Origin of the sequence: Streptoalloteichus hindustanus (assembly GCF_900129375.1) — a bacterium.
Classification (GTDB): domain Bacteria; phylum Actinomycetota; class Actinomycetes; order Mycobacteriales; family Pseudonocardiaceae; genus Streptoalloteichus; species Streptoalloteichus hindustanus.
The window spans coordinates 886202-911759 of record NZ_FQVN01000001.1 but is presented as its reverse complement, the minus strand read 5'-3'; the positions used below and the strand labels follow the sequence as shown (position 1 = coordinate 911759).

Annotated in this window: 25 protein-coding genes and 1 tRNA gene; 13 read left to right on the top strand and 13 right to left on the bottom strand. The window is 71.8% G+C overall.

Features of this window, described 5'->3' with window-relative positions; all coding sequences use genetic code 11:
* Nucleotides 1-42 precede the first annotated feature (42 nt).
* From BUE43_RS04330 to BUE43_RS33250, 3 genes are read right to left on the bottom strand one after another with little or no spacing between them, the layout of a single operon-like run.
* A complete protein-coding gene (locus tag BUE43_RS04330; RefSeq protein ID WP_073479940.1) occupies nucleotides 43-642 on the bottom strand; it encodes a hypothetical protein in 600 nt (199 codons plus the stop codon).
* A gap of 4 nt (nucleotides 643-646) precedes the next feature.
* The gene (locus BUE43_RS04325) at nucleotides 647-1105 is read right to left on the bottom strand and encodes a RidA family protein (RefSeq protein ID WP_073479939.1); all 459 of its coding nucleotides are present in this window, start codon (nucleotides 1103-1105) and stop codon (nucleotides 647-649) included.
* Between the two features lies 1 nt (nucleotide 1106).
* Nucleotides 1107-1265 (bottom strand): Sp36 family protein, encoded by a 159-nt coding sequence (locus tag BUE43_RS33250; protein WP_143173929.1) that lies wholly within the window; start codon nucleotides 1263-1265, stop codon nucleotides 1107-1109.
* 105 nt (nucleotides 1266-1370) lie between these two features.
* On the opposite strand from BUE43_RS33250, the gene BUE43_RS04320 reads away from it, so the two are divergent.
* The 3 genes from BUE43_RS04320 to BUE43_RS04310 all read left to right on the top strand — a co-directional run bounded on the left by BUE43_RS04320 (nucleotide 1371) and on the right by BUE43_RS04310 (nucleotide 3841).
* Complete coding sequence (locus BUE43_RS04320; RefSeq protein ID WP_073480275.1) at nucleotides 1371-1622, top strand: hypothetical protein; 252 nt, start codon at nucleotides 1371-1373, stop codon at nucleotides 1620-1622.
* A 75-nt stretch (nucleotides 1623-1697) separates the two neighbouring features.
* Nucleotides 1698-2702, top strand: a complete 1005-nt coding sequence (locus tag BUE43_RS04315) for an ATPase BagA (protein ID WP_073479938.1) — start codon at nucleotides 1698-1700, stop codon at nucleotides 2700-2702.
* Nucleotides 2699-3841, top strand: a complete 1143-nt coding sequence (locus BUE43_RS04310) for an ATPase BagB (protein WP_073479937.1) — start codon at nucleotides 2699-2701, stop codon at nucleotides 3839-3841. The genes BUE43_RS04315 and BUE43_RS04310 overlap by 4 nt, the downstream gene beginning before the upstream one ends.
* A 403-nt stretch (nucleotides 3842-4244) precedes the next feature.
* On the opposite strand, the gene BUE43_RS04305 is transcribed toward BUE43_RS04310, so the two are convergent.
* On the bottom strand, nucleotides 4245-4544 hold the full coding sequence (locus tag BUE43_RS04305) for a WhiB family transcriptional regulator (protein WP_073479936.1): 300 nt from the start codon (nucleotides 4542-4544) through the stop codon (nucleotides 4245-4247).
* 225 nt (nucleotides 4545-4769) lie between these two features.
* Here BUE43_RS04305 and BUE43_RS04300 point away from each other — a divergent pair, with 225 nt between their 5' ends.
* Entirely contained in the window at nucleotides 4770-7274 is a 2505-nt protein-coding gene (locus tag BUE43_RS04300) for a penicillin-binding protein (RefSeq protein ID WP_073479935.1), read from the top strand.
* A gap of 120 nt (nucleotides 7275-7394) precedes the next feature.
* Here BUE43_RS04300 and BUE43_RS04295 read toward each other — a convergent pair whose 3' ends face one another.
* The gene (locus BUE43_RS04295) at nucleotides 7395-7865 is read right to left on the bottom strand and encodes a GatB/YqeY domain-containing protein (RefSeq protein WP_073479934.1); all 471 of its coding nucleotides are present in this window, start codon (nucleotides 7863-7865) and stop codon (nucleotides 7395-7397) included.
* 558 nt (nucleotides 7866-8423) lie between these two features.
* Between BUE43_RS04295 and BUE43_RS04290 the strand changes: the two genes are divergently transcribed.
* The 4 genes from BUE43_RS04290 to BUE43_RS04275 all read left to right on the top strand — a co-directional run bounded on the left by BUE43_RS04290 (nucleotide 8424) and on the right by BUE43_RS04275 (nucleotide 12267).
* Complete coding sequence (locus tag BUE43_RS04290) at nucleotides 8424-9386, top strand: metallophosphoesterase (protein WP_073479933.1); 963 nt, start codon at nucleotides 8424-8426, stop codon at nucleotides 9384-9386.
* A 16-nt stretch (nucleotides 9387-9402) separates the two neighbouring features.
* Nucleotides 9403-9476: transfer RNA gene (locus BUE43_RS04285), tRNA-Pro, on the top strand.
* A gap of 89 nt (nucleotides 9477-9565) precedes the next feature.
* Complete coding sequence (locus tag BUE43_RS04280) at nucleotides 9566-10369, top strand: class I SAM-dependent methyltransferase (protein WP_234995520.1); 804 nt, start codon at nucleotides 9566-9568, stop codon at nucleotides 10367-10369.
* A gap of 59 nt (nucleotides 10370-10428) precedes the next feature.
* Nucleotides 10429-12267: a S9 family peptidase gene (locus BUE43_RS04275; protein WP_073479932.1), complete on the top strand. Its 1839-nt coding sequence runs from the start codon at nucleotides 10429-10431 to the stop codon at nucleotides 12265-12267.
* A gap of 134 nt (nucleotides 12268-12401) precedes the next feature.
* On the opposite strand, the gene BUE43_RS04270 is transcribed toward BUE43_RS04275, so the two are convergent.
* Nucleotides 12402-12890 (bottom strand): Dps family protein, encoded by a 489-nt coding sequence (locus BUE43_RS04270; protein ID WP_083959285.1) that lies wholly within the window; start codon nucleotides 12888-12890, stop codon nucleotides 12402-12404.
* A 120-nt stretch (nucleotides 12891-13010) separates the two neighbouring features.
* A complete protein-coding gene (locus BUE43_RS04265) occupies nucleotides 13011-13592 on the bottom strand; it encodes an NADPH-dependent FMN reductase (protein WP_073479930.1) in 582 nt (193 codons plus the stop codon).
* A gap of 36 nt (nucleotides 13593-13628) precedes the next feature.
* Between BUE43_RS04265 and BUE43_RS04260 the strand changes: the two genes are divergently transcribed.
* Nucleotides 13629-14012, top strand: a complete 384-nt coding sequence (locus BUE43_RS04260) for a thiol-disulfide oxidoreductase DCC family protein (RefSeq protein ID WP_073480273.1) — start codon at nucleotides 13629-13631, stop codon at nucleotides 14010-14012.
* Between the two features lie 728 nt (nucleotides 14013-14740).
* Here BUE43_RS04260 and BUE43_RS04255 read toward each other — a convergent pair.
* Together BUE43_RS04255 and BUE43_RS04250 are read right to left on the bottom strand one after the other, a co-directional pair.
* Nucleotides 14741-16186 (bottom strand): catalase, encoded by a 1446-nt coding sequence (locus BUE43_RS04255; RefSeq protein WP_073479929.1) that lies wholly within the window; start codon nucleotides 16184-16186, stop codon nucleotides 14741-14743.
* A complete protein-coding gene (locus BUE43_RS04250) occupies nucleotides 16183-16683 on the bottom strand; it encodes a Fur family transcriptional regulator (protein WP_073479928.1) in 501 nt (166 codons plus the stop codon). The genes BUE43_RS04255 and BUE43_RS04250 overlap by 4 nt, the downstream gene beginning before the upstream one ends.
* Before the next feature lie 115 nt (nucleotides 16684-16798).
* On the opposite strand from BUE43_RS04250, the gene BUE43_RS04245 reads away from it, so the two are divergent.
* Entirely contained in the window at nucleotides 16799-18040 is a 1242-nt protein-coding gene (locus BUE43_RS04245) for an MFS transporter (protein ID WP_234995519.1), read from the top strand.
* 34 nt (nucleotides 18041-18074) lie between these two features.
* Here BUE43_RS04245 and BUE43_RS04240 read toward each other — a convergent pair whose 3' ends face one another.
* Nucleotides 18075-18371, bottom strand: coding sequence for a hypothetical protein (locus BUE43_RS04240; protein ID WP_200797350.1), 297 nt, complete (start codon nucleotides 18369-18371; stop codon nucleotides 18075-18077).
* Nucleotides 18372-18512: 141 nt separating this feature from the next.
* Nucleotides 18513-20036 (bottom strand): gluconokinase, encoded by a 1524-nt coding sequence (locus tag BUE43_RS04235; protein ID WP_073479927.1) that lies wholly within the window; start codon nucleotides 20034-20036, stop codon nucleotides 18513-18515.
* 110 nt (nucleotides 20037-20146) lie between these two features.
* Between BUE43_RS04235 and BUE43_RS04230 the strand changes: the two genes are divergently transcribed.
* Nucleotides 20147-20779 carry a hypothetical protein gene (locus BUE43_RS04230; RefSeq protein ID WP_143173928.1) on the top strand — a complete coding sequence of 211 codons (633 nt, stop codon included), beginning with the start codon at nucleotides 20147-20149 and terminating at the stop codon, nucleotides 20777-20779.
* An 83-nt stretch (nucleotides 20780-20862) separates the two neighbouring features.
* Here the strand turns inward: BUE43_RS04230 and BUE43_RS04225 are convergent, their stop codons facing one another.
* Both BUE43_RS04225 and BUE43_RS04220 read right to left on the bottom strand, forming a co-directional pair.
* Nucleotides 20863-21936, bottom strand: coding sequence for an aspartate-semialdehyde dehydrogenase (locus BUE43_RS04225; protein WP_073479925.1), 1074 nt, complete (start codon nucleotides 21934-21936; stop codon nucleotides 20863-20865).
* Between the two features lie 6 nt (nucleotides 21937-21942).
* The gene (locus BUE43_RS04220; RefSeq protein WP_073479924.1) at nucleotides 21943-23208 is read right to left on the bottom strand and encodes an aspartate kinase; all 1266 of its coding nucleotides are present in this window, start codon (nucleotides 23206-23208) and stop codon (nucleotides 21943-21945) included.
* 191 nt (nucleotides 23209-23399) lie between these two features.
* Here BUE43_RS04220 and BUE43_RS04215 point away from each other — a divergent pair, with 191 nt between their 5' ends.
* Nucleotides 23400-24635 carry a hypothetical protein gene (locus BUE43_RS04215; RefSeq protein WP_143173927.1) on the top strand — a complete coding sequence of 412 codons (1236 nt, stop codon included), beginning with the start codon at nucleotides 23400-23402 and terminating at the stop codon, nucleotides 24633-24635.
* 22 nt (nucleotides 24636-24657) lie between these two features.
* Complete coding sequence (locus tag BUE43_RS04210; RefSeq protein ID WP_234995518.1) at nucleotides 24658-25272, top strand: nitroreductase family protein; 615 nt, start codon at nucleotides 24658-24660, stop codon at nucleotides 25270-25272.
* The last annotated feature ends 286 nt before the right edge of the window (nucleotides 25273-25558 follow it).

Genomic DNA, 25558 nt, shown 5'->3' with positions numbered 1-25558 from the left:
ACGAGCCGATCTCGGAATCGAGGGGCGGCGGGAATACGACGGCTAGGCGTGGACGACCGCGGCGCCCACACCCACCAACTCGGACGTCGCCAACGCGGCGCGGTGGTAGTCGGGGAGGTCGAGCAGGTCGGTCGGGAGGACCTCCACGCACGGGTCGTGCTCGCCGAGCGCGCGCAGCACCCGCTGCAGTTCGGCGGCGAGCTCCGCGTGGGCCGCGGTCGCGGTGACGAGCAGAACCCTGCGGACGGCGCCGTCCCGCCCGGTGCGCCAGCCGCACCGCAGCTCGCGGACAGCGGGCCGGCCGCGCAGGGCCGCGGCGAGCACGACGAGCGTCTGGTCGGCCTGCCCGGCCCCGTCCGGAGGCTCGGCGCCGAAGACGCAGTCGGGCGCAGGAGCCTCGGCGACCACCGGCACCGCGGCCAGCATCGCCGGGTCCGCGCCCTCCCCAGAGAGAGCCGTCAGCAACCGGTGTTCGTGCGCGGTCAGACCGACCCGGTCGTGCAACAGGGTGCGCGGCAGGGCGCGGACGAGCACGTCCAGCGCCCCGCCGGCCAACCAGTCCCGGTACCGCCACAACAACTCGTCCGGCAGGCGGCCGGCGAGCCGGAGCAGCAGCTCGTGACAGTCCCGTGCGGCCCGCACGGACTCAGCCGACCTCGACCACGAGTTCGACCTCGACCGGCGCGCCCAACGGCAGCTCGGCGACCCCGACCGCGGACCGGGCGTGCTGCCCGGCGTCCCCGAACACCTCGCCGAACAGCTCGGAGGCGCCGTTGACGACGGCCGGCTGCCCGGTGAAGCCCTCGGCGGAGGCCACGAACCCGACGACCTTGACGACCCTGGTCACCGAGTCCAGGCCGACCAGCGCGTCGACGGCGGCCAGCGCGTTGAGCGCGCACAGCCGCGCGTGCTCCTTGGCCTCCTCCGGGCTCACCTCCGCTCCGACCTTGCCGGTCGCGGCCAGCGTCCCGTCCACGAACGGCAGCTGGCCCGAGGTGAACACGAGTGAACCGCTGCGCGTCGCGGGCACGTAGGCGGCGACCGGCGCGGCGACCTTCGGCAGTTCGACGCCCAGCTCGGCCAGGCGCTGCTTCCAGCCGGCCACGTCAGTTCCCCTTCGGCCGCTTCAGGTAGGCCACGTGCTGCTCGCCGGTCGGGTTCGGCAACACCGTGACCAGCTCCCAGCCGTCCTCGCCCCACTGGTCGAGGATCTGCTTGGTGGCGTGGATCAACAGCGGGACGGTGGCGTACTCCCACTTGCTCATGGCGCGGAGCGTAGCCGCCCGCGCGACCGTCCGGGGGACCACCGGCCGAACGGCGGCCCGTTCGCGGTCTCCCGGACGCCGCGACACGACGCTACGGTGATCGGCGTGGAGACCTGGCGGATCGTCGCGACCTGCCTGCTCACACTGGGTGGGCTGGTGCTGGTGCTGGTCGCGATGGCCCAGGCCCGCGACCGCAGGGGCCGCACGCGGGGCGACGTCGCCCGGTCCGCGCTGATCTCGCTCGGCGTGCTCGCGGTGGCCGACGCGTTGGTCGCCACGGTCCTGCCGTCCACCGTCGCGTGGGGAATCGTGGCCGCGGAGTGGATCCTCATCGCGGTGGTCACCCTCGCCGACTGAGGATCCGGTCGCTCCCCGCCCGCGAGGTGTCGCCCGCGTCAGGCATGCGGGAGACGGGACGCCTACGCTGATCGCGTGACCACCCCGCCCCCCGGCTGGACCGACGAGCTGGCCCGCGTCCGGCTGCACGTGGTGACCGGCAAGGGCGGAACAGGCAAGACCACGGGCGCGGCGGCGCTCGCGCTGGCCCTGGCCCACGGCGGTCGTCGCGTGCTCCTGGTCGAGGTGGAGGGGCGGCAGGGCATCGCCCAGCTCTTCGGGCGGTCTCCGCTGCCCTACGCCGAGGAGCACCTCACCTGGGTGCGCGGCGGCGGCGAGGTGCGCGCGCTGGCCGTGGACGCCGAGGCCGCGCTGCTCGAATACCTGTCGATGTTCTACAACCTCGGCTTCGCCGGGCGGACACTGCGCAAGATGGGCGCGATCGAGTTCGCCACCACCCTGGCCCCCGGCCTCCGCGACGTGCTGCTCACCGGCAAGGTCAAGGAGTGCGTCACCCGCACGGACTCGCGCGGGCGGCACGCCTACGACGCCGTGGTGCTGGACGCCCCGCCCACGGGACGGGTGGCGAAGTTCCTGGACGTCACCCGGGCGATGGCCGACCTCGCCAAGGTCGGCCCGATCCGGGAGCAGAGCGACGGCGTCGTGCGGTTGCTGCACTCCGGTGAGACCGCGGTGCACCTCGTCGCCCTGCTGGAGGAGCTTCCGGTGCAGGAGACGCTGGAGGCCGTGGAGGAGCTGGACAGCGTGGACCTGCGGCCGGGTGCGGTGCTGGTCAACCGGGTGCGGCCGGTGCGGTTGCCGGCGTCGGCGGTGGAGACGGCCGCCCACGGGGCGGTGGACGCCGAGCGGGTCGCCGCCGGGCTGCGGGCCGCGGGACTGGACCCCGCGCGGGCAGTCATCACCGGGCTGGTCGACCAGACCGTCGAACACGCGTTGCGGGTCCGGGCCGAGCGCGCGGCGATGGCGCAGCTCGCCGAGGCCGCCCTGCCGGTGCTGGAGCTGCCCGACCGGCCCGACGGCGTCGACGTCGGCGTGCTGCACGAGTTGGCCGAGCTGCTGATCGAGCAGGGGGTCAGATGAGCTCGCCCGGACCGGGACGTCCGCCGATGCTGGACGTCGACGGGTTGTTGGACGACCCCGGCACCCGCGTCCTCGTCTGCTGCGGCTCCGGCGGGGTCGGCAAGACGACCACGGCGGCGGCGCTCGCGCTCCGCGCGGCCGAGCGGGGGCGGCGGGTCGTGGTGCTGACCATCGACCCGGCGCGGCGGCTCGCCCAGTCGCTCGGGCTGCGCCAGCTCGGGAACCACCCCCGACGGGTCACGCTCGACGGCGACGTACCCGGCGAGCTCAGCGCGATGATGCTCGACATGCGGCGCACCTTCGACGAGATGGTGATGACGCACGCCGGTCGGGAGCGCGCCGAGCAGATCCTGGCGAATCCCTTCTACCAGACCATTTCCACGTCGTTCTCCGGCACGCAGGAGTACATGGCGATGGAGAAGCTGGGGCAGCTCGCCGCGACCGGCGACTGGGACCTGATCGTGGTGGACACCCCGCCCAGCCGGTCGGCGCTGGACTTCCTGGACGCGCCCCAGCGGCTGTCCTCGGTGCTCGACGGCAGGGTCATCCGGTTGCTGTCGGCACCGGCCAGGGCGGGTGGCCGGGGCATCGCCCGGCTGGTCGGCGCGGGGTTCGGGTTGTTCGCCAAGGCCGTGTCGACCGTCGTCGGCGGCCAGCTGCTCGCGGACGCGTCCGCGTTCGTCCAGGCGTTCGACAGCATGTTCGGCGGGTTCCGGGAACGGGCCAAGGCCACCTACCGGCTCCTGCGCTCACCCGGCACGGCGTTCCTCGTGGTCGCCGCGCCCGAGCCGGACGCCCTGCGGGAGGCCGCCTACTTCGTGGAGCGGCTGGCGGCGGAGACCATGCCGTTGGCCGGCCTGGTGCTGAACCGCACGCACCCGGTCCTGGCGGACCTGGACGCGGCGAGGGCGGCGGCGGCCGCGGACGAGATCGATCGGGCCGGAACCGACCCGGTGGTCGAGGCCGTCCTCCGGCTGCACGCGGACCGGGTCGCCATGGCGGAACGGGAGAAGAGGCTCCTCGGGCGGTTCGCCGCGGCCCATCCCGAGGTGGCGTTGATCGGCGTTCCCGCGCTGCCGACCGACGTGCACGACATGGAGGGTCTGCGCGAGATCGGCCATCGCCTGGCCGGAACCTGAGGCGGGGCAACCACTTCCCGGCGCTGCCAGCCGCACCGCCACGTTCGCCGCGGACCCCGGGCCGTCGGGCGCCACACCGCCCTCACCCCTGGTCAGCCCCCACCCGCCCTGGGGGGCGAGCCCTGCTCCAGCCTATCCAGCGGCGACCACCGCGCCAACGGCGAAACCCGAGCCTGTGGACAACTCGGGCACCTGTGGACAACTCCGCCGCGACGACAGCGGAGAACGGCCGAGCGGCAGCACGGTTCGGCGTGTCCCGACCCGCCGGGCCAGCCGAGGCGCGTGATTGCACTCGAAAGAGAGCGAATCACTCGACAGCGTGGCGTGTGCGGAACACGCCTGGACCCGCGGCCGGCCAGCGCCCGACGGGGCGCCGGCCAGCCGCGAGACAGCCGGGCGCCAGCTAGCTGACCTTGGCCTCCGTGTCGTCGTGGTTGCGCCGGGCCTCGTCGAGCAGCTCGTGCCACGACGCGACGTCGGGCCGGCGGCGCAACAACGCCCGCCGTTCACGCTCGGTCATACCGCCCCAGACACCGAACTCGATCCGGTTGTCCAGGGCTTCGGCCAGGCACTCCGTCCGCACCGGGCACGCGAGGCAGACGAGCTTCGCCTTGCGCTGCTCGGCGCCGCGGACGAACAACTTGTCGGGGTCCTCGTCTCGGCAAGCGGCGCGGGTGCGCCAGTCCCCCTGGTCGAACACCATGTCCCCCAGCTCCTGTCGTCGTCGCGACGAACCCGGCACCCCCCGGCACCGGGTCGACAGCACACTTTCGGGGAGTGCGCTGACGCGTGTGGTCGTGAAGACGTTGACGGACTGTAGAGGCATCTGGTTCCCCGTCCAACACCGGGTTGCTCACCCGTTACGTGAAGTCACCGCTTTGGGCAAGACGAGAGGTCACCGACAGAGGTGACAGTTACCCTGGCTCCCGTGCGAGTCAGGGACGGCCTGCTCCAGCTCCTCGGGCTCTGCGTCCTGGCCGGCGTCCTCGTCGCGGGGATGCTGTTCCCGGTCGTGGGCTCGATCGGCGTCGTCTCGAACCGCGCCAGCGACACCGTCGACAACATCTCGGCCGACCTGGTCAGCGTCGACCCGCCCCTGGTCACGACGATCACCGACGTCACCGGCAACGCGATCGCGTACCTCTACGACCAGTACCGCGTGCTCACCCCGCCCGACAGGATCGCCGACACGATGAAGGCGGCGATCGTCGCCATGGAGGACAAGCGGTTCTACGAGCACGACGGGGTCGACTGGCGCGGCACGATGCGCGCCTTCGTCACCAACCAGCTGCACGGCGAGATCGCCCAGGGCGGCTCCTCGCTGACCCAGCAGTACATCAAGAACTACCTGGTCCACGTGGTCGCGAAGACGCCGACCGAGCGGGCCCGCGCCACCGAGCAGACACCGGCCCGCAAGCTCAGGGAGATCCGGGTGGCGCTGCAGCTGGAGAAGCGGCTCGGCAAGGACGAGATCCTCAGCCGCTACCTGAACGTCGTGCCGTTCGGGAACCAGACCTACGGCGTGGCCGCCGCCGCCAGGACCTACTTCGACACCACCCCGGACCAGTTGACGATCCCGCAGGCCGCGACGCTCGCCGGCCTGGTGAACCAGCCGGGCTACCTCAACCCGGTGACGAACCCGGACGGCGCGATCCGGCGGCGCAACACCGTGATCGACAAGATGGTCGACTACGGCAGCATCACCCGGGAGATGGGCGAGGACGCCAAGCAGCAGCCGCTGGGTCTGGTGCAGCCGCTGAACATGCTGCAGAACGGGTGCATCGGCGCCGGCCCGTCCGACGGCTTCTTCTGCTCGTACGTCCTGCAGTACCTCGAACGCGCCGGGTTCTCCCTCGACCAGATCAGGCGTGGTGGCTACACCATCAAGACCACGCTCGACCCGCTGGTCACCAAGGCCGCGAAGCAGGCGGCGGAGGCCCAGGTCCCCAAGCAGACCACGGGCATCGCGAACACGGTGGCCGTCGTCCAACCCGGCAGGGACCGGCACCGGGTCCGCGCGCTGGTCGCCAACCGCGACTACGGGCTGGACGTCGAGAAGGGCCAGACGCAGTACGACCTGCCCAGCGGGGTCACCAAGTTCGGCGCGGGCTCTATTTACAAGATCTTCGTGGCCGCCGCCGCCCTGGAGAAGGGCATGGGCATCCACAACGTCGTGGACGTGCCGTCGAGCTACACGTCGCGCGTCTACCTGAACAACCTCGGCCCCTACACGGTGCACAACGCGCCGACCGCCACGTACCGCAGCTCACTGACCCTCCAGGACGCTCTCGCGCAGTCGCCGAACACCACGTTCGTGAAGCTGCAGGAACGCGTGGGGCTGGACGCCGCGGTGGACATGGCGGTCCGGTTGGGGCTGCGCGAGGGCATGCAGGGCGTCAACCGGAGCGGCGACCCGCTGGCCAGGGACGGGTCGAACGGGCCGTCCCAGGCCCAGTTCATCAAGGACAACAAGATCGGCCCGTTCACCCTCGGCTTCGGTCCGACCAGCGTTCTGGAGCTGGCCAACGTCAGCGCGACGCTGATGAGCGGCGGCATGTGGTGCCCACCGAGCCCGATCGAGGAGGTGCTCGACCGCAACGGCCGCCCGGTGTCGCTCACCGAGGCGCCCTGCGAGCAGGTCGTGGCCGGCGGGCTGGCGAACACCCTGGCCGTGGGGTTGAGCAAGGACGACCAGCAGGGCGGCACCGCCTTCACGGCGGCCAAGGAGGTCGACTGGAACCGGCCGATGATCGGCAAGACCGGCACGACGGAGAACTACCACTCGGCCGGCTTCACCGGTTCGACCCCGCAGTTCGCCGGCGCCGCGCTGATCTTCACCGACGGCGTCCGCCCGCAGGGCATCTGCGACGGCAGGCCGCCGAAGCTGTGCGGGAACGGGGGGCACATGTTCGGCGGCATGGTGCCGGCGCGCACCTGGTTCGCCGCCATGAAGGAGATCCACGCCGGCCTCCCCGCCGAGCCGTTGCCCCCGGTCGATCCCCGGTACCTGCACGGCGGCGACGAGGTCCGGGTGCCCGACGTCGTGGGCAGGGCGGAGAACGACGCCCGCACGCTCCTGGAACAGGCCGGCTACAAGGTCGAACGCCGCTCGATCAACAGCTCCTTCCCGAAGGGCGTGGTCGCCAGTCAGAGCCCTCGGGGTGTCGCGCTGCCCGGCGAGACGGTGACGATCTGGGTGAGCAGCGGGTTCGTCCCGCAGCCGGCGCCCAGCCAGAGTTCGTCGGCGCCGAGCCGCCCGGACAACCCGGGCCGCACCCCCTCCGACCAGGGTTCCGTCCCGCCTTCCAGCCAGGCGCCCGCGCCGACGACGCAGAACGACGGCGGGCAGCCGAGCAATCCACGTTTCAGCGATCCCCTTCCGGGTGACCCGCCCCCGCACCGCATCCCCACGCTGTCACCGCGCAGGGGTTGATTCCCGCACGTCCCCCAGGGCGAGAAACGGGCGCGGCCAGGACGACGCCACCCCTTGTCTGTCCATGTTGGACAGACAAGGGGTGGCGCCTTTCCGTCTCGAATTGATGCGAGCGTGCGGTCAGCCCTGCAGGTGGGAGCGCACCGCCGCCGCGACCCGGGAGCCCTCGGCCCGGCCAGCGACCCTGGCGTTGGCAGCCTTCATGACCTGCCCCATCTGACGCTGGCCCGGACGTTCGCCGATGATCCGGGCGATCTCGTCCACGGCCTCCCGCACGAGCTCGTCCAGGGCAGCGTCGTCGAGCTGCGCCGGCAGGTAGCGGGCCAGCACCTCGCCCTCCGCGCGCTCCTTTGCCGCCAGCTCGTCCCGACCCGCTCCGGCGAACGCCTCAGCGGCCTCCCGCCGCTTCTTGGCCTCCCTGGCGAGCACCTTGAGCACCTCGTCGTCGGAGAGCTCACGGGCGACCGAGCCGGCCACCTCCTCCGTCGTGATCGCGGCCAGCGCCATCCGCAGCGTGTCCACCACGGTGGTGTTCCGCTCCTTGATCGCCGCGGCCAGATCGGCCTGCAACCGCGCCTTCAACTCCGCCATGATCGGACCCTACTCGATTCCGCCCCTCGTCCGCTCGCTCTTTTGACGCCACGGAAGTGGAATCCACATTGCGCGCGAGAGGTAACATGACCCCTCTCGCACCGACTGGCGAAATCCGACACCCTTGCGCGACCGAACATGAAAGCCACGACGGGACAGAGGGCAAACCACCACCCCGAAGAGCTGGGCATCTCCACTCTCCGCGCGAGACAGCACCTCACCACGCCAGCTCACCACGCCACGCCGCACATACCCAGCGCCAGCTCATGGCCATTGACCATAGTTATGGCGATCCCAATTTCCTCCATCTCACCTCAACACGCTTATCACCTATCACGGGAACACCATGCGTCGGCCACACGAAGAATTCCGACATCGAAGGCAATATCACTTCACCTCCGAGTGACACCACAGAGCCCACTTTCAGGTGACACAGGTGCGTCAGATCCGTGTGGCAGCAACGGAACATGGGCACCGACCTGCCCCCGAGTTCACCCGAGCACGCCGGGCCGGCAGCCTACGTCGGGCGGTCACAGCGGTCGCCGTAGTCTCGAAGCCGTGAACACCTTCGGTCGGATCCTGCTCGGCACCGCCGCACTCGGCGTCGGGACGCTCGCCTACTCCGCCGGCTACGAGCGCCGACGGTGGACACTTCGCCAGGCCACGCTGCCGGTGCTCGCGCCCGACGCGCGGCCCATGCGCGTCCTGCACGTCTCCGACCTGCACATGACTCCCGGGCAGGAGTCGAAGCAGCGGTGGGTGGCCGCGCTCGCCGACCTGCGGCCCGACCTCGTCGTGAACACCGGCGACAACCTGGCGCACCCGCAGGCCGTGCCGGCCGTGCTGCGCGCGTTGGGCCCCCTGCTGGAGTTCCCGGGGGTGTTCGTCTGGGGCAGCAACGACTACTACGCGCCCAAGCCGAAGAACCCGGCGCGCTACCTGCTGCCGTCGAGCAAGACCAAGCGCGTGCACGGCACCCCGCTGCCCTGGAAGGACCTCCGCGCGGCCATGGCCGAGCGGGGATGGCTGGACCTCACCCACGTGCGGCGGCGGCTCACCATCGCCGGCCAGGCCGTGGTCGCCGCAGGACTCGACGACCCGCACCTCAAGCGGGACCGCTACGAGCAGATCGCCGGCCGACCCGACCCGAAGGCCGCGCTGCGACTGGGAGTGACGCACTCGCCCGAGCCCCGCGTGCTGGACGGGTTCGCCGGGGACGGCTACGACCTCGTCCTGGCCGGGCACACGCACGGCGGTCAGCTCCGACTGCCGGGTTACGGGGCGATCGTGACCAACTGCGAGCTCGACCGGACCCGGGCCCGCGGGGCGTCCCGCTGGGGAGCCCACACGTGGCTGCACGTCTCGGCGGGGCTGGGCACCTCGCCCTACGCCCCCGTCCGGTTCGCCTGCCCGCCCGAGGCCACTCTCCTCACGCTGACCCCGCGCGCCGAAGATCCTGGTCAGGCCGGTGTGACGGAGGCTACGGGGGCCCGATTCGGTGCTGGGGCGGACTACCTGTAAGCTAAGTCCCGTCCAACGGGGTGTGGCGCAGCTTGGGAGCGCGCTTCGTTCGGGTCGAAGAGGTCGTGGGTTCAAATCCCGCCACCCCGACAGGACGCAGGGCCGCGGAGCCGAAAGGCACCGCGGCCCTGCTGCTTTTCACCCGTTCGGCGCGGTCAGCCTGCGGTAGGAAGATCACCGTGGACCCCACGGAGCTCCGGGACCGGATGTACGGGCCGGAGGACCTCGCCACCCGGGACCTGTTCGCGGGCGGTTTCATCAACTTCGGTTACTGGGCCAGCATTCCGCTGGACGGTCCGATCAGCGTCGGCCAGCGGATCACCAGTCAGCGCCGGCTCTACGAGGTGGCGCTGGACGCGCTCGGGATCTCCCCGACCACCAGGTTGCTGGAGGTCGGGTGCGGGCGGGGGCTGGGCACCGCGCTGGCCGCCAGCGCCTACCGCGCCCGCTCTGCCGACGGTGTCGACATCCACCCCGACCAGGTGGCCAGGGCCCGTCGGACGAACGCCGCCGCCATCGCCTCGTCCGGTGGCCGGCTCGCCTACCACCAGGGGGCGGCCAACGCGCTCCCGTTCCCGGACGCCTCCTTCGAACGCGTGCTGTCCGTGGAGGCGGCCCAACACTTCGACGACATTCCCGGATTCGCCCGTGAGGTATACCGGGTGCTCGTTCCCGGCGGGCGGCTGCTCGTCACGACGTTCTTCGCCACCGGAGAGGCCCACGCGACGGAACTCGCGAGCCTGATCCACACCATGGACACGGGGGTCGACCACGCCCGGAGCGTCGGGCTCGTCGCCCGCGAACTGGCGGCGGCCGGGTTCTCCGAGGTCAGCTCCCGCAGCATCGGCGAGCACGTCTGGCCGGGTTGGGACCGGTGGCTGGCGCAGACCGAGGCGGCCACCAACTGGACGCGGAACTGGCTCACCGCCTACCGCCTCGGGTTGCTCGACTACTACGTCCTGGTGGCCCAGCGAACCGCCTGAGCGCGCGGCCGGCTGGGCGACTCCTCCCACCCGCGCGCGCCGGTGGCAGGATCGGGGCCGTGACCGACCACCCCGTTGCCGAGGTCCCCGAGCGCCTGTTCGACGACCCCGAGGCCGAGGCCCGCTGGCGGACCCGCTTCACCGCACCCCGAACGTCCCTGCCCGACTGGGCTCGTGACGAGCCGGACCACTCCCTGTACCTCTCCAACGTCAGTGGCGTGTGGGAGATCTACGCGTGGGACCGGGCCAGCGACACCCACCGCCGGGTCACCAACCGACCCAACGGGACCTACCACGGCCTCCTCAGCCCGGACGGCAGGTCGATCTGGTGGTTCGACGACACCGACGGCGACGAGTTCGGCACCTGGCGGATCGAGAGCTTCGACGTCACGGCCGAGGGCGTCGCGCCGCGTTCGGTCCCCGGAGTCCACGCGGGCTATCCGGCCGGCGTCGAGGTCGGCCGCTCCCTCGTCGCGGTCGGCACGTCGACCGACGACGGCACCACGATCTGGGTCTCGGGCGACGGTGGCGACACCCGAGTCGTCTACCAGCACGAACAGGACGCCGGGGTGTCGGCGTTGTCCCGCGACGAGTCGTTGTTGGCGATCTCGCACTCGGAGCACGGCGACAGCCGCCACCCCGCGCTGCGCGTTCTCCGTACGGCCGACGGTGGTGTTGTGGCGGAGAAGTGGGACGGGCCGGGCAAGGGCCTGGAGGCGCTCGCCTTCAGCCCCGTCCCGGGTGACCAGCGTTTGCTCGCGCTCCACGAGCGGCGTGGCCGCGAGGAGCTCCTGATCTGGGACGTCGCCGGGGACTCCGAGGTCGAGATCGAGCTCGACCTGCCCGGCGAGGTGGCCGCCGACTGGTACCCGGACGGCAGCGCCCTGCTGGTGGTGCACACCCACCGGGCGCGCTCCACCCTGCACCACTACGACCTGGCGAGCGGGGAGCTCACCGCGCTCGACATCCCCGCGGGCACGATCGGCTCGGCGAGTGTCCGGCCGGACGGCGTGATCGAGTACTCGTGGTCCTCTGGGGAACACCCGCCGGTCGTGCGGGCTCGGCACACGGACGGCAGCGACCGGGTGCTGTTGGAACCCGCGGGGGCCCGAGCCGCCTCCTCGCAGCCGCTCGTTGACGCGTTCGTGCCCTCGCACGGCGGTGACGTGCACGCTCTGGTGGCCCGGCCGGCCAACGCCGGCGACGGCCCGCTGCCGACGGTGTTCAGCCTGCACGGTGGGCCGCACGCCGCCGACGAGGACCGCTTCTCCGCCTACCGCGCCGTGTGGCTCGACGCCGGCTTCGCCGTCGTGCACGTGAACTACCGCGGCTCGACCGGGTACGGCTCGGCGTGGCGGGACGCGATCGAGGGACGCCCCGGGCTGACCGAGCTGGAGGACGTCGCCGCCGTGCACGAGTGGGCGGTGCGCACGGGCCTGGCCGACCCCGCGCGCTGTGTGGTCTCCGGTGCCTCCTGGGGCGGCTACCTCACCCTGCTGGCCTTGGGCACCCAGCCGGAACGGTGGGCAGCCGGAGTGGCCGGTGTGCCCGTGGCCGACTACGTGTCCGCCTACGCCGACGAGATGGAGCCCCTGCGGGCCTACGACCGCGCGTTGTTCGGCGGTTCGCCCGACGACCTTCCGGAGAGCTACCGGGCGTCCTCGCCGATCACCTACGTCGACGCGGTGCGCGCACCGGTCCTCGTGCTGGCTGGTGAGAACGACCCCCGGTGCCCGATCCGGCAGATCGAGAACTACCTGGGCAGGCTCGCCGAACGAGGTGCGCGGTACGAGGTGTACCGGTACGACGCGGGTCACGGCTCACTGGTGGTGGCGGAGACGATCCGGCAGACCGTGGCCGAGGTGGCCTTCGCCCGCCGTGCGCTCGAGTCTGCCTGACCTCCCCGACGTCGGCTGGGAGACAACCAGCGATTAACTCGAAGAGGGGTTCCGGAGAGCACCACACGCTCTCCGGAACCCCTCTTCCGTCTCGATCCGCCGCCTCCGGGAGGAACTCGCGGGCCGACGGGGCTTCAGCTCTCGACGAGCTTGGCCTGCCACATCCAGCGGGTCTTCTCCAACGCCTGCGTGATCTCGATGAACAGGTCCTGGGTCACCGGGTCGGGCTGCTCCGACTCCTCGACCCGGGTGCGCATCCGCAGCGCGACGACGTCGAGCGCCTCGACGATCGCCCGCACCACGTTCTTGTCCGTCTGCCAGCCGTCCGGGAACTCCGGGACGCGCGAGCCTGCGGCGACGGTGCGCACCCGCCCGTCCGGCGAGACGCCGATCGCGGAGGACCGCTCGGCCACCTCGTCGGTGTACTTCCTGGCGAGCGCGACCAGTTCGTCCAGGTGGAAGTGGACGTCGCGGAAGTGGCGGCCGACGACGTTCCAGTGCGCCTGCTTGGCCACGAGCGAGAGATCGATGAGGTCGAGAAGGGCCGCCTGGAGCAGGGCGCCGGTGGCCTCCCGCTCGGACTGCCCCAGGGTGCTGGTGATCGGGTGACTCATAGTGGTCATGCGGTGTCACTCCTCGGCGGTAGCGACTCACGACAGGTCCAGTTCGAGCGTGGCTCGCTCCCGGCGTTCCCGCAGCCCGAGCCGGCCCTTCCACCCGCGTCGAGGGGCCGCTACCTCCGGTTATGCGTCGTTGTGCGCCTTCTCACCCCGTTGGGCCAACGCGAACTCCACCACCTGACGGCCAATAGTGCGCAGGTTGCGCACTACCTGCTCGTCGGAGGCGTCACCCTCTGGCCCGATCTTCACCTCGTTGGAGTTGAGGGCCACCCCCAACGGAGTGGGCCAACCGCGCAGGGCGTGCACGATCGACCGCAAGGCGGTGAGCGTGGTGACCGCCGCCTGCCAGCCCTGCGCGGTCGCGACGCAGCCCACCGCCCGGCCGTCCAGGTACGGGCGGTCCTCCGACCGCAGGTCCTCCACGTAGTCGAGCGCGTTCTTGACCAGGCCGGACACCGTTCCGTGGTAGCCGGGCGAGACGAGCACGACGCCGTCCGCGCCCCGCAGCGTCTCCACCAGGTGCCTGGCCGCCTCGGTCCGGTCGGGCACCGCGGGGTCGTAGAACGGCAACACGAGCTCGCCGCCGGTGATCAGAGAGGTCCGCGCTCCGGCCTCCTCGGCCCCGGCCAGCGCGATCCGCAGGGCCCGCTCGGACGTCGAGTCGGAGCGGATCGAGCCGCCGATGCCCACTACGGTCAAGCTCATATGGAGGATCCTTCCATCACCGAGGAAGCTGGGAAGATGCACGGAAAGCTGCTGTTCGACGGCCACTGCGGGTTCTGCACACGGTGCCGGAACTGGTTGGAGCGCCTGGACCGCCACGGGCGTGTGGAGACGGTCGCGTACCAGCTACCCGGGACGGCGGAGCGCTACGGGCTGACCACTGAGCAACTGGCGTCCTCTGTGTGGTGGATCGACGAGAACGGGATGCCTCGTGCCTCTGCGGCAGAAGCGGTGAACTACGCGTTGTCGGCCGCGTTGGGGACATCGCTGCCGCTGCGCGTCTACCGCCTTCCCGGCATGCGTCGGCTCCAGGAGGCCGCGTACCGCTGGGTCGCCAACAACCGTTTCCGGTTTCCTGGCACGACCCCCTGGTGTCAGCGAGGCGCTGCTGAGTGCGGTTGAGCACCAGCGCACGCTAAGAGTTCAAGCTGGCTAGAGGTCAAGCCCGTGCGACAGGCGCCACCCCCCGCGCGGTTCCGGGCCTGTCCGCAGAGCCAGTTCGTGATCCTTCCCAGCCCTCGGCTGCCGCACGGAAACAGCACCCCACTCCGGGCAGTGTTCGAACATACGTTCGACTAGATCGCCTGACCGTATGAACTCGGTGGCGAGAGGTCGAACGTGGGTTCGACTCTCTGGCAACATCGGGCACAGGGTTCGCCGGGGATGGAGTCAGGCGCCCGGAGTCAGGGGAATCACCAGTCGGATCGGTCGACGGTATCGGACATCGCAGAAGCCGACCACCGCATGCCGAGGGATTCGCACCCTGCCCGGGCAGGCACTTCCTTTCCAGCGCCGCGGAGTTGGACGTTCTTCCCCTGCTGTCCACAGTGGACACGTCGGTCGCCGCCCCCGGAAACCCCTGCCCGACCGGTCGGGACACCCTCGGCGACGAGGCGGCATCCGTCGCCGCCCAGCGGAAAGGAGGTGGGTAGATCGACAGCAACCGACGACCACGGCTCAACCGGTCGCCCGTGGTGGCGGGCGAGTCCGGGGGCGTTTCCTGAACCCGGGAACGGGGAACGCCCCCGGGGCCGGGGCGCGAGGACGTCGGTGTCCTCACGACCCGAGCCCCGAGGGCGCGGTGTGGTGGGAGCGCGTCGGCCGCCGCGAGCGACGAGCGACCGGGGCGGTCAGCGCTGGAAGGCCTCGGCGATCCGGTCGCCGACCTCCTTGTCGATGTTCCGCCAGTACTCGAACGCCCGCTCCAGGACCGGCTGCGAGACGCCGTTGGACAGGTGCCCGACGACGTTCTTGACCAGCTGCTCGCGCTGGGTCTCGTCCATCACCTCACGGACGAGGGCGCGGGCCTGGACGAAGTCGTCGTCCTCGGCGTGCTTCTCGTAGGCGGCGCGCACCATCTCGCCGCTCGCGTGCCAGCCCGCCACGTCGCCGTAGCGCTGGGTGTCGGCGTGCGGACCACCGTAGGAGTTCGGCGCGTACACCGGGTCGGCGACGTTCTCGTACCGCATCGCGCCGTCCTTGGAGTACGTGTACACCGGGGACTTCGGTCGGTTGACCGGGAGCTGGGCGTAGTTCGTGCCGATGCGGTAGCGGTGGGCGTCCGCATAGGAGAACAGCCGGCCGAGCAGCATCTTGTCCGGGGAGGGCCCGATGCCCGGAACCAGGTTCGAGGGCTCGAACGCGGCCTGCTCGATCTCCGCGAAGTAGTTCGCGGGGTTGCGGTCGAGCACCAGCCGGCCGACCTTGATCAGGGGGTAGTCGGCGTGCGGCCACACCTTGGTCAGGTCGAACGGGTTGAACCGGTAGGTGGCGGCGTCCTCGAACGGCATCACCTGCACGTGCAGCGTCCAGCTCGGGTGCTCGCCGCGCTCGATCGCGTTCCAGAGGTCGGCGATGTGGTGGTCGGCGTCCTCCCCGGCGATCCGGGCGGCCTCGTCCGCGGTGAGCGTCCTGATGCCCTGGTCGGTCTTGAAGTGGTACTTGACCCAGAACCGCTCGCCGGAGGCGTTGACCCACAGGTAGGTGTGCGAGCCGAAGCCGTCCATGTGCCGCCAGGTGGCGGGGATGCCCCGGTCACCCATGAGCCACGTCACCTGGTGCGCCGTCTCCGGCGACAGGGTCCAGAAGTCCCACTGCATGTTGTGGTCGCGGCGGCCGTTGTCGGCACGACGCTTCTGGGACCGGATGAAGTCCTGGAACTTGATCGGGTCGCGGAGGAAGAAGACCGGCGTGTTGTTGCCGACGAGGTCGTAGTTGCCCTCGGAGGTGTAGAACTTCACCGCGAACCCGCGCGGGTCGCGCCAGGTGTCCGGCGAGCCCAGCTCACCGGCCACGGTGGAGAACCGCAGCAGGACGTCGGACCGCACGCCGGGCTGGAACAGCGCGGCCTTGGTGTACTGGCTGACGTCCTCGGTCGTCTCGAAGAAGCCGAACGCACCGCCGCCCTTGGCGTGCACCACGCGCTCGGGCACGCGCTCGCGGTTGAACTGCGCCATCTTCTCGATGAGGTAGTGGTCCTGCAGCAGGATCGGCCCGTTCGGGCCGACGGTGAGCGAGTGCTCGTCGCTGGCGACCGGGATGCCCGCGTTGGTCGTGGTGTACGGCGCTGGGGTCACGCTCGTCCCTCCTCCTCGTGGTGGGCGTGGGAGCTCGGTGCGGCACCGGTGCTCCGGCAGTCGGGGCACAGCCCCCAGAACAGGACCTCCGCCTCTTCCACCTCGAACCCCGCCGTGTCCGACGGGTCGAGGCAGGGTCGGGCGCCGACCACGCAGTCGACGTCCTCGGTTCGTCCGCACTGCCGGCACACCAGGTGGTGGTGGTTGTCACCGGCACGGGTCTCGAACCGGGCCGGGTGACCGGCCGGCTCGATGCGCCGCAGCAGCCCGACGCGGGTGCAGGCATTCAGGACGTCGTAGACGGCCTGGGTGGACACCGTGCCGAGCCGTTCCCGGACGGCGGTGGCCACCTCGTCTGCGGTGGCGTGCGGATGCCCGGCCAGCCAGTCCAGGACGGCCAGCCGGGGTGCGGTCACGCGCAGTCCGGCCGCCCGCAGCTGACGCCGTGCGTCGGGCCTGCGGTCGGCGTTGTCGCGTGTGGAGGTCGTGGGGGCCATGACGAGACCAGCTCACCACCTAATCTGGAGTAAGTCAAGAAAACGATCGTGTAAGTTTCTGTCACTGCCGTCGGCCGAGGGTAACCAGAGAACTCGGTCGAAACCCGCTGGTGGTGTGACCGAGGATGAACCGGTGATCGTCGCGCGCTACCGCGAGGTACTGTCCCTGCCCGGCCTGCGGGCGTTGCTGCTCGTCGCGATCCTCGCCCGGCTCCCGGTGAGCGCGGTCGGCGTCACGCTGACCATGCACGTCGCGCTGACCCTCGACCGCGGCTACGGCGCGGCGGGTGCGGTGGCGGCGGCCAGCACGGTGGGGGCGGCCCTGGGCAACCCGCTCATGGGCCGGCTCACCGACCGCTACGGCGTCCGCCCGGTGCTGGCGCTCACGACGACCGCCCAGTGCGTGACCTGGCTGGTCGCCCCGTGGCTGCCCTACGGCGCGCTCCTGGTCCTGGGGCTCTTCGCCGGGCTCCTGGCCCTCCCGGTCTTCGGGGTCGTGCGGCAGTCGCTGGCGGCCATGGTCCCGGAGGAGCAGCGCCGAGCCGCGTACTCGCTCGACTCCATGTCGGTGGAGCTGTCGTTCGCGGTCGGCCCCGCCCTCGGCGTGCTCCTGAGCACGCAGATCTCCAGCCGCCTGTCCATGCTCGCCATCGCGGGCGCGATGCTGCTCGCCGGCCTGCTGCTGTACCTGCTGAACCCTCCGGTGCGGAGCGCGGCGGAGCTCGCGGGCGCCCCCGAGGTGGTCTCCCGGCGAAGCTGGCTCACTCCGCGGCTCATCGTGGTTCTGTGCGCGAGCACCGGGGCGACCGTCGTCCTCTCCGGAACGGACGTGGCGATCGTCGCCCTGCTGCAACCCCGGGGCGAGGTCAGTTGGGCGGGCCTCGTCATCGCGATGTGGTGCCTGTGGTCACTGCTTGGCGGCTTCGTGCACGGCGCGGTGCGCCGGCCGCTGCCGTTGGCCGCGCTTCTCGCTGTGCTCTGCGTCGCGACCGTCCCGGTCGGGATGGCCGAGCACTGGTGGCTGCTGGCGCTCGCGCTCCTTCCCGCGGGCCTGGCCTGTGCGCCGACCCTCGCCGCGAGCAGTGACCACGTGAGCCGCCTGGCGCCCCCGTCGGCGCGGGGTGAGGCCATGGGGTTGCACGGCTCCGCGCTCACGATCGGTTCCGCCATGGGCGCGCCGCTGGTCGGGTTCGTCGTTGACCGGGCTCCGCACCCCGGTTGGGGATTCGTCGCCGCAGGCGTCGGCGGACTGGTGATCGGCCTCGTCGGACTACTGGTGTGGTTCTTCGGCCGAGACCGCGGCGCACCCGCTGTGCCGCGCGAAGTAGCCACCACCGCCCAGCAAACCGTCTACTGAGGACAGTCGAGCGGTGGGGGTCAAAGCCTCCCGATCACCACCGCTCGTCCCGGACCACGTCGAGGTCCACGAACCGCGGCGGTTCGTCGCAGAGCGCGGCCATCTGCTGGTAGATCTCGTGGGTCTCCGGCAGGTTCGAGTTCCGCAACGCGTCGTCGTAGGACGGAAACTCCACGATCTCCACGAAGTGGTGGGGGTCGGCGCGGTCCTGCCCTACGACGGAGTGGGTGGCGGTGCGCTTGCCCTGCGTCCGCTCCAACCACTTGTCCATCAGGTCGTTCATCTCGTCGAGCCGGTCGGTGTGGCAGTCGACGAGTTGCACGAAGGCCATGGCTGCCTCCCTGACGTCGCCCCCCTCGCACGGCCGATCGTGCGCCGGGACCGCCGAGGAGGTCAATGCCCACGCCGAACGGAAAGGACAGCCTCTCGACACCCGCTGTCGCCGAACTTTCTCAGGTCGTAGTCGGTCAGGTCACGCCTGCTGTTCGACCGCCAGCCGGCCGAGCTCCACCGACAGTTCCCGGAGAGCGTCGTAGGCACGCCGCACGAGCGGGCGGGCCGCCGCGAGTCGTCCGGCGAGGGCGGGGTCGGGCTCCGCCGTCCGATCCGGCCGGAGCTCGTCGGCCACCGCCCTCAGGGATTCGATCTCCCCCAGTGCCCGCCACCCCACGAGCGCCACCCCCAGCGCCGCCGGGTCGCGTTCCTCGCTGATCTCCAGTGCCGTGCCCAACGCCGCGGAGACCACGTCGACCCACAGCCGGCCGCGGAACGGCTCCCCCGAGGCCCGCACCACGCCCACGGTCAGCCCGCTGGCGAGCACGGCATCGCGCACGAGCGCGAGCTGCTGCGCGGCGCCCTCCACGAGCGCCCTGGTCAGCTCGGCCCGTCCGTGCTCTCTGCGGAGCCCGAGCACCGTGCCCCGCGGCACCGGGTCCCACCAGGGCGCGCGCTCACCGAAGAGGTAGGGCAGGGCCAGCAGCCCGTTCGCCCCACCCGGCACCAGCGCGGCCTCGTCGAGCAGGTCCGCGAACTCCTCCTCGCCGAAGATCTCGGCCGCCCAGTCGCCGACCACGCCGCCGTTGCTGGTCGCACCACCGACCACCCACAACCCGTCGACGACCGCGTAGCAGAACACCTCGCAGCGCTCTCCCACCCACGGCCGGTCACACAACACCCGGAAGGCGCCGCCCACGCCAAGGCTGAGTGACGCCATCCCCGGCGACACCGCGCCCACGCCGACGTTGGTCATCGGGCCGTTGCCGCCGCCAACCACCACGGGCAGTCCCGGTGGCAGTCCCGCAGCCCGCCCCGCGGGCGTGCTCAGCGACAGCACAGCGGTCGGCTCCACCAGGTCGGGCAGCTGGTCGGTGCGAACCCCCGCCACGTCGAGCGCGTCGGGGTGCCACGACAGGTTCCGGATGTCGAGCAGCCCGGTGGAGGAGGCGGTCGAGTGGTCGGTGACCAACCGTCCGGTCAGCCGGAGCACCGCGAGGTCCTTGAGGCCGCACCAGACCCGCACCTGTCCAGCCAACTCGGGCTCCCGCTCGGCGTACCAGGCGAGCTTCGCCCTGGGCGCCATCGGATGGACCGGCGTACCGGTCTCCTGGTGCAGGGCCCGGCCCCGGGACCCGCCGCGCAGTCGCTCGGCCTGCTCGAACGCCCGGCTGTCAGCCCAGCTCAGCGACGGTGTGAGCGGCCGCAGCGCGTCGTCCAGGCCAACCACCGTGTGCAGGGAGCCGGTCACCGCGAGCCCGACGACCGAACGGTCGAGGTCCGCGCACAGCCGGACGCAGTCCCGCAGCGCGGACAGCCCGGCGATCAGCACCTGCTCGGGGTCGTGCACCACCTCGCCGACCCGCTCGGCACGCAGCGCGTACCCGCGCTCCGCTCTGGCGAGCACCCGGGCGTCTCGCGTGGTGGCGACCACCCTCGCCGCCGTCGTCCCGAGATCGACGCCGAGCACGACCGCTTCCCCGCCGTTGGGCGCACCGGCCATGGCCGCACGCTACCGAGAACCGGGCCGGCCGGAGGGAAGACCAGCCGAGCGGTTGACCGGGTTCCGCCCCAATGACCGAGGCCAGGGCCGCTGCGGCGGACCATTCTCGGGTGGACGCGCTCCCAGGCGCGGTGTCGGCGGCGGCGACACGGAGGGGAGTGGACGAAGTGCGGGGATCGTCGTTCGTGGTCGGGCTGGTCGGGGTCCTCCTGGTCGGTGTGGTCGGCGGGGAGGCCGCCCGCACGTCCCAGCTCCGGGCGGAGGCGTCCCGGCAGGTGCGCGCCCTGCTGCCCGCCGCCAGCGTCTCCCCGGTCACCGTGCGGGGCTTCCCGCTCCTGCTCACTGCCCTCGACGGAGTGGTCACCCAGGCCGACACCTCCGTCACCACCAGCGACGGCCGGCCCGGTCACCTGGTTCTGAGCGAGTTCGACGTGTCCTCCGGGCACGCCAGGTCCGCGCTGCTCGTCATCAGACTCGCGCCCATGGGGAGCGACCTGCGGGAGCCGAGGACCGACGCGGGGCAGGCGCACGACACGGTGGAGCACGGCGGGCGTCGGTGGCGCCTCGTGACCTCGGTGGACGGGAACGTCGTGCGCGTCGGCCCCGAGGACCCCGACAGCGGCCTCGCGACCGTCGTCGCGGTCGTGCCACCGAGCTTCCGCGGCGCCACGCCGCAGATCCTGCGGGCGACCGAGCGGGAGACCTCCGTGGAGCTCCGGGCCGACGAGCTGGGCGGCCGGTAGAGGGCCGCCGACAGGGGGGCGGGGCGGCCCGGCACGGCGTCTCGCCGCGCGGACCGCCCCGCCCGTCCCGTCGTCGAGCCCGGTCAGCCGGCCAGCTCGTCGGCCAGCTTCTCCGCGATCTCGTAGGTGTTCAGGGCCGCGCCCTTGCGCAGGTTGTCCCCGCACACGAAGAAGTCCAGCGTGTTCGGGAAGTCCAGCGCCTGGCGGACGCGGCCGACGTAGGTCGGGTCCTCGCCGACCACGTCCGCCGGCATCGGGTACCGGCCGTCGGACGCGTCGTCGACGAGCACGACGGTCGGCTGCGCGTCGAAGATCTTGTGGGCCTCCGCCACGGTGACCGGCCGCTCGAAGGTCGCGTGCACCGCGAGCGCGTGGGTGGTGACCACGGGGACCCGGACGCAGGTCGCCGAGACCTTCAGGTCCGGGATGCCGAGGATCTTCCGCGACTCGTTGCGGACCTTCAGCTCCTCGCTGGACCAGCCGTCGTCCTTGAGCGAGCCGGCCCACGGCACCACGTTCAGCACCACGGGCCCGGAGAACGGCGAGTCCTCCTGCGACAGCCCGGCGGCGGCGAGCGCCTCCCGGACGTCGCCGGCCCGCGCGCCCACCTGCTTGCCGGCCACCGCGGCCAGCTCGGCGTGCAGCCGGTCGATGCCGACCTGCCCGGCGCCGGAGACCGCCTGGTAGGAGGCCACGACCAGCTCGCGCAGCCCGTACTCGTGGTGCAGCGCGCCGAGCGCGGCCATCATGGACAGCGTCGTGCAGTTCGGGTTCGCGATGATGCCCCGGGGACGGCTCGCGATCTGGTCGGCGTTCACCTCCGGCACGACCAGCGGCACGTCCGGGTCCATGCGGAACGCCCCGGAGTTGTCCACCGCGACCGCGCCGCGCTCGGCCGCGATCGGGGCCCACCGGGCGGAGACCTCGTCGGGCACGTCGAACATCGCGATGTCGACGCCGTCGAACACCTCGGGCGCCAACGCGAGGACTGTCAGCTCCTCGCCGCGCACTGTCATCTTCTTGCCAGCGGAACGCGGCGAGGCGACCAGTCGCACCTCCCCCCAGGGCCAGTCCTGGCGGGCGTTCATGATGTCGATCATGACGCCACCCACCGCGCCGGTCGCCCCGACCAGCGCCAACACCGGCTTACGCGACATCGTGCTTCACCTTCCCGTCCCGGCGTAGACCACGGCCTGCTCCTCGCTGCCGAGGTCGAACGCGTCGTGCAGTGCCCGTACCGCGTCGTCGAGCTGGGTGTCCCGGCAGATCACCGAGATGCGGATCTCCGAGGTGGAGATGATCTCGATGTTCACGCCCGCCCTGGCCAGTGCCTCGCAGAAGGTGGCGGTCACGCCGGGGTGCGAGCGCATCCCGGCGCCGATCAGCGACACCTTGCCGACGTGGTCGTCGTAGAGCACCTGGTCAAAGCCGATCTTCTCGCGCTGCCGCTCCAGCGCGGCCACCCCGCGCGGGCCGTCGGCCTTGGGCAGCGTGAAGGTGATGTCCGTGCGACCGGTGGCGGCGTGCGAGACGTTCTGCACCACCATGTCGATGTCGATCTCGGCGTCGGCCACGACCCGGAAGATCTGCGCCGCCTCGCCAGGGTGGTCCGGCACGTTGGTGACTGTGATCTTGGCCTCGGACCGGTCGTGCGCGACGCCGGTGATCATCGCCTGTTCCACGGGGAGGGCCTCCATCGAGCCGGAGACGGTCGTTCCGGGCTTGTTGCTGTACGACGAGCGGACGTGGATCGGCACCTCGTAGCGCCGGGCGTACTCCACGCACCGCAGCATGAGCACCTTCGCGCCGGCCGACGCCATCTCCAGCATCTCCTCGTAGGTGATGGCGTCGAGGCGCTGGGCGTTGGGCACGATGCGCGGGTCGGCGGTGAAGACGCCGTCCACGTCGGTGTAGATCTCGCAGACGTCGGCGTTGAGCGCTGCGGCGAGCGCGACGGCGGTGGTGTCCGACCCGCCGCGACCGAGCGTGGTGATGTCCTTGGTGTCCTGGCTGACGCCCTGGAAGCCGGCGACCAGCACGATGTTGCCCTCGTCGAGGGCCTGCCGGACGCGGCCGGGCGTGACGTCGATGATCCGCGCCTTGCCGTGCGTCGAGTCGGTGATCACGCCGGCCTGGGAGCCGGAGAAGGACCGCGCCCTGGCGCCGAGCGAGGAGATGGCCATCGCGACCAGCGCGTTGGAGATCCGCTCGCCGGCGGTCAGCAGCATGTCCAGCTCGCGCTCGGGCGGCACCGGGCACACCCGCTTGGCCAGGTCGGTCAGCTCGTCGGTCGTGTCGCCCATCGCGGAGCACACCACGACCACGTCGTGGCCGGCCTTGCGGGTCTCGACGATGCGCTCGGCGACTCGTTTGATCCGTTCCGCGCTCTCCAACGATGAGCCGCCGTACTTCTGGACGACGAGCGCCACGTGATCAAACCTCCCTCGGGCAGGGCGGACCTCCCGCGGGCACGCGGGCGGCTGGAAACGTCGAGGACAGCGTCGTCCCGCTGACCCGGGAGCGTACCCGCAGGCCGATCGGTGGCGTTGTGTGCAAGCTCACCGTGGTCAGCGGACACTAGCCTGACCGGAAGAAACGGCCGGCTGGTGTGGAGGATCGTGTGTCGGCGACCCAGGTGGACAACGAGCCGGTCACCCCGGGCGACGACGCGGGCGGGCCGGCGGAGGAGGCGGGCCGGCGCCGACCGGCGTGGTGGACGCACGCCTACTGGACCCGGCGCCGGGTGCTGACCCTGGTCGCCCCCGCGGTGCTCTACCTCGCGGTCCGGGAGCTGGGCCTGCTGGTGCTGGAGTGGATGGCCGCCCGCAACCGGGTGGCGGTCAGCTCGACGCTCACGTCGTGGGACGGCCTCTGGTACCTCGGCATCGCGGCCGGCGGCTACGACGGGGTGTCGCCCCGGCTGGTGGACGCCTTCGGGCACCGCAGCGCCGAGACGCCGCTGGCCTTCTTCCCCGGGTACCCGGCCCTGGTCCGCATGGCGTCCGCGCTGCCGGGGCTCGGGCTGGTGTCCGGGGCCTTCGCGGTGAGCGTGGTGGCGGGGGTGGCGGCCGCCTACGGCCTGACCCGGCTGGGCGAGCTCGCGGGCGGCGGCCGGCGGGCCGGGCTGGTCCTGGTCGTGCTGTTCGCCGCCTCCCCGATGGCCATCGTGCTGTCGATGGCGTACTCGGAGGCCCTGTTCTGCGCGTTCGCCGTCTGGGGGCTGGTCGCGACGCTGGAGCGGCGGTGGCTGCTCGCGGGGGTGTGCTGCGCGTTCGCCGGGTTGGTCCGACCGACCGCGGGCGCGCTGGTCGTCGCCGTCGGCCTGGCCGCCCTGGTGGCCGTGATCCGGCGGCGGGACGGCTGGCGACCGTGGGTGGCCGGGCTGCTCGCGCCGGCCGGCCTGGTGGGCTACCTCGCGTGGGTCGGTTGGCGCACCGGTCACTGGAACGGCTACTTCGGGTTGCAGGAGCGGGGCTGGGCGTCGCGGTTCGACGGGGGCGCGGCGACCTGGAAGTTCGGTCTCGACGCGCTGGCCTCGGCCCGCTCCGTGCTGGAGGTGGCCACCGTCGGGTTCCTCGTGGCCGCCGTGGTGCTGGTGCTGGTCGGGTTCCGGATGCGGCTGCCGTGGCCGGTGCTCGTCTTCTCGATCTGCGCGCTGTTGATGGTCATCGGCTCGAACGGCCTGATGAACTCCAAGGCCCGGCTGCTGGTCCCGGCGTTCACCCTGATGCTGCCGATCGCGATCGGTCTGGCTCGGCGGCGCACGAGCACGGTCGTCGCGGTGTGCACCGCGGTGGCGGTGTTCAGCGCGTGGTTCGGCGCGTACTCCATCACCTCGTGGGGCTACGCGATCTAGGTCGCGGGTAACGTGCGGTGACGTGATCGTCGACGCCGTCCCCCAGTCCGACCGCCTGGCCACGTCGAGCGCGCCGCTGCACCCGCTGATCGCCCAGCGGTGGAGTCCCCGCGCGTTGGACCCCGCGGCGACGATCAGCGACGACGCGCTGCGCGCGCTGTTCGAGGCGGCCCGGTGGGCGCCGTCGTGGGGCAACTCCCAGCCGGCGCGGTTCCTCGTCGGCCGGCGGGGCGACGACACCTTCGGGCGCCTGCTGGGCGTCCTGTCCCGGGGCAACCAGGGGTGGGCGGGCGCGGCCGGGGCGCTGGTGCTGGGCGCCGCGGTGGCCCGCGACGACAAGGGCGAGCTCGTGCCGTACGCCGAGTACGGGGTGGCCCTGGCCGCGCAGAACCTCGCCCTCCAGGCCGTGGCCGAGGGACTGGCGGCCCACCAGATGAGCGGGTTCGACAAGGAGGCCGCCCGGAGCGTGCTCGACCTGCCCGCCACCGTGGAGCCCGTCATCGTGATCGCGGTGGGCCGACTGGCCGCCCCGGGCACCGCGCCGGCCGACCTGGCCGAACGCGACACCCGGCCCCGGAGCCGTCATCCGCTGAACGAGCTGGTGTTCACCGGCGAGTGGGGCCAGTCCGCCTTCTGACCCCGCTCCGGCCCCACCCCGTGGGGCAGGACGACACCTTGGACGGTGCCGTGGAGCTGCCCGGGACGGGTCAGTCTCCACCGCACCGCACACCGCTCACGGGTGCCGAGCACGCTCGGAACGGCACGAGTCACAGTCCGCCGGTGGCGACCCCCACCGCTCGCGCCAGCAACCACGGCGTGTGATAACTCCTGGTCAACGGGTCGCTCTTCTCGCGATACGGGAAGCGGTTCCCCGTCGTCGAGCCGGCCGGTTACCCTCGGCCCGTGGCTCGTGGGCGCCTCCT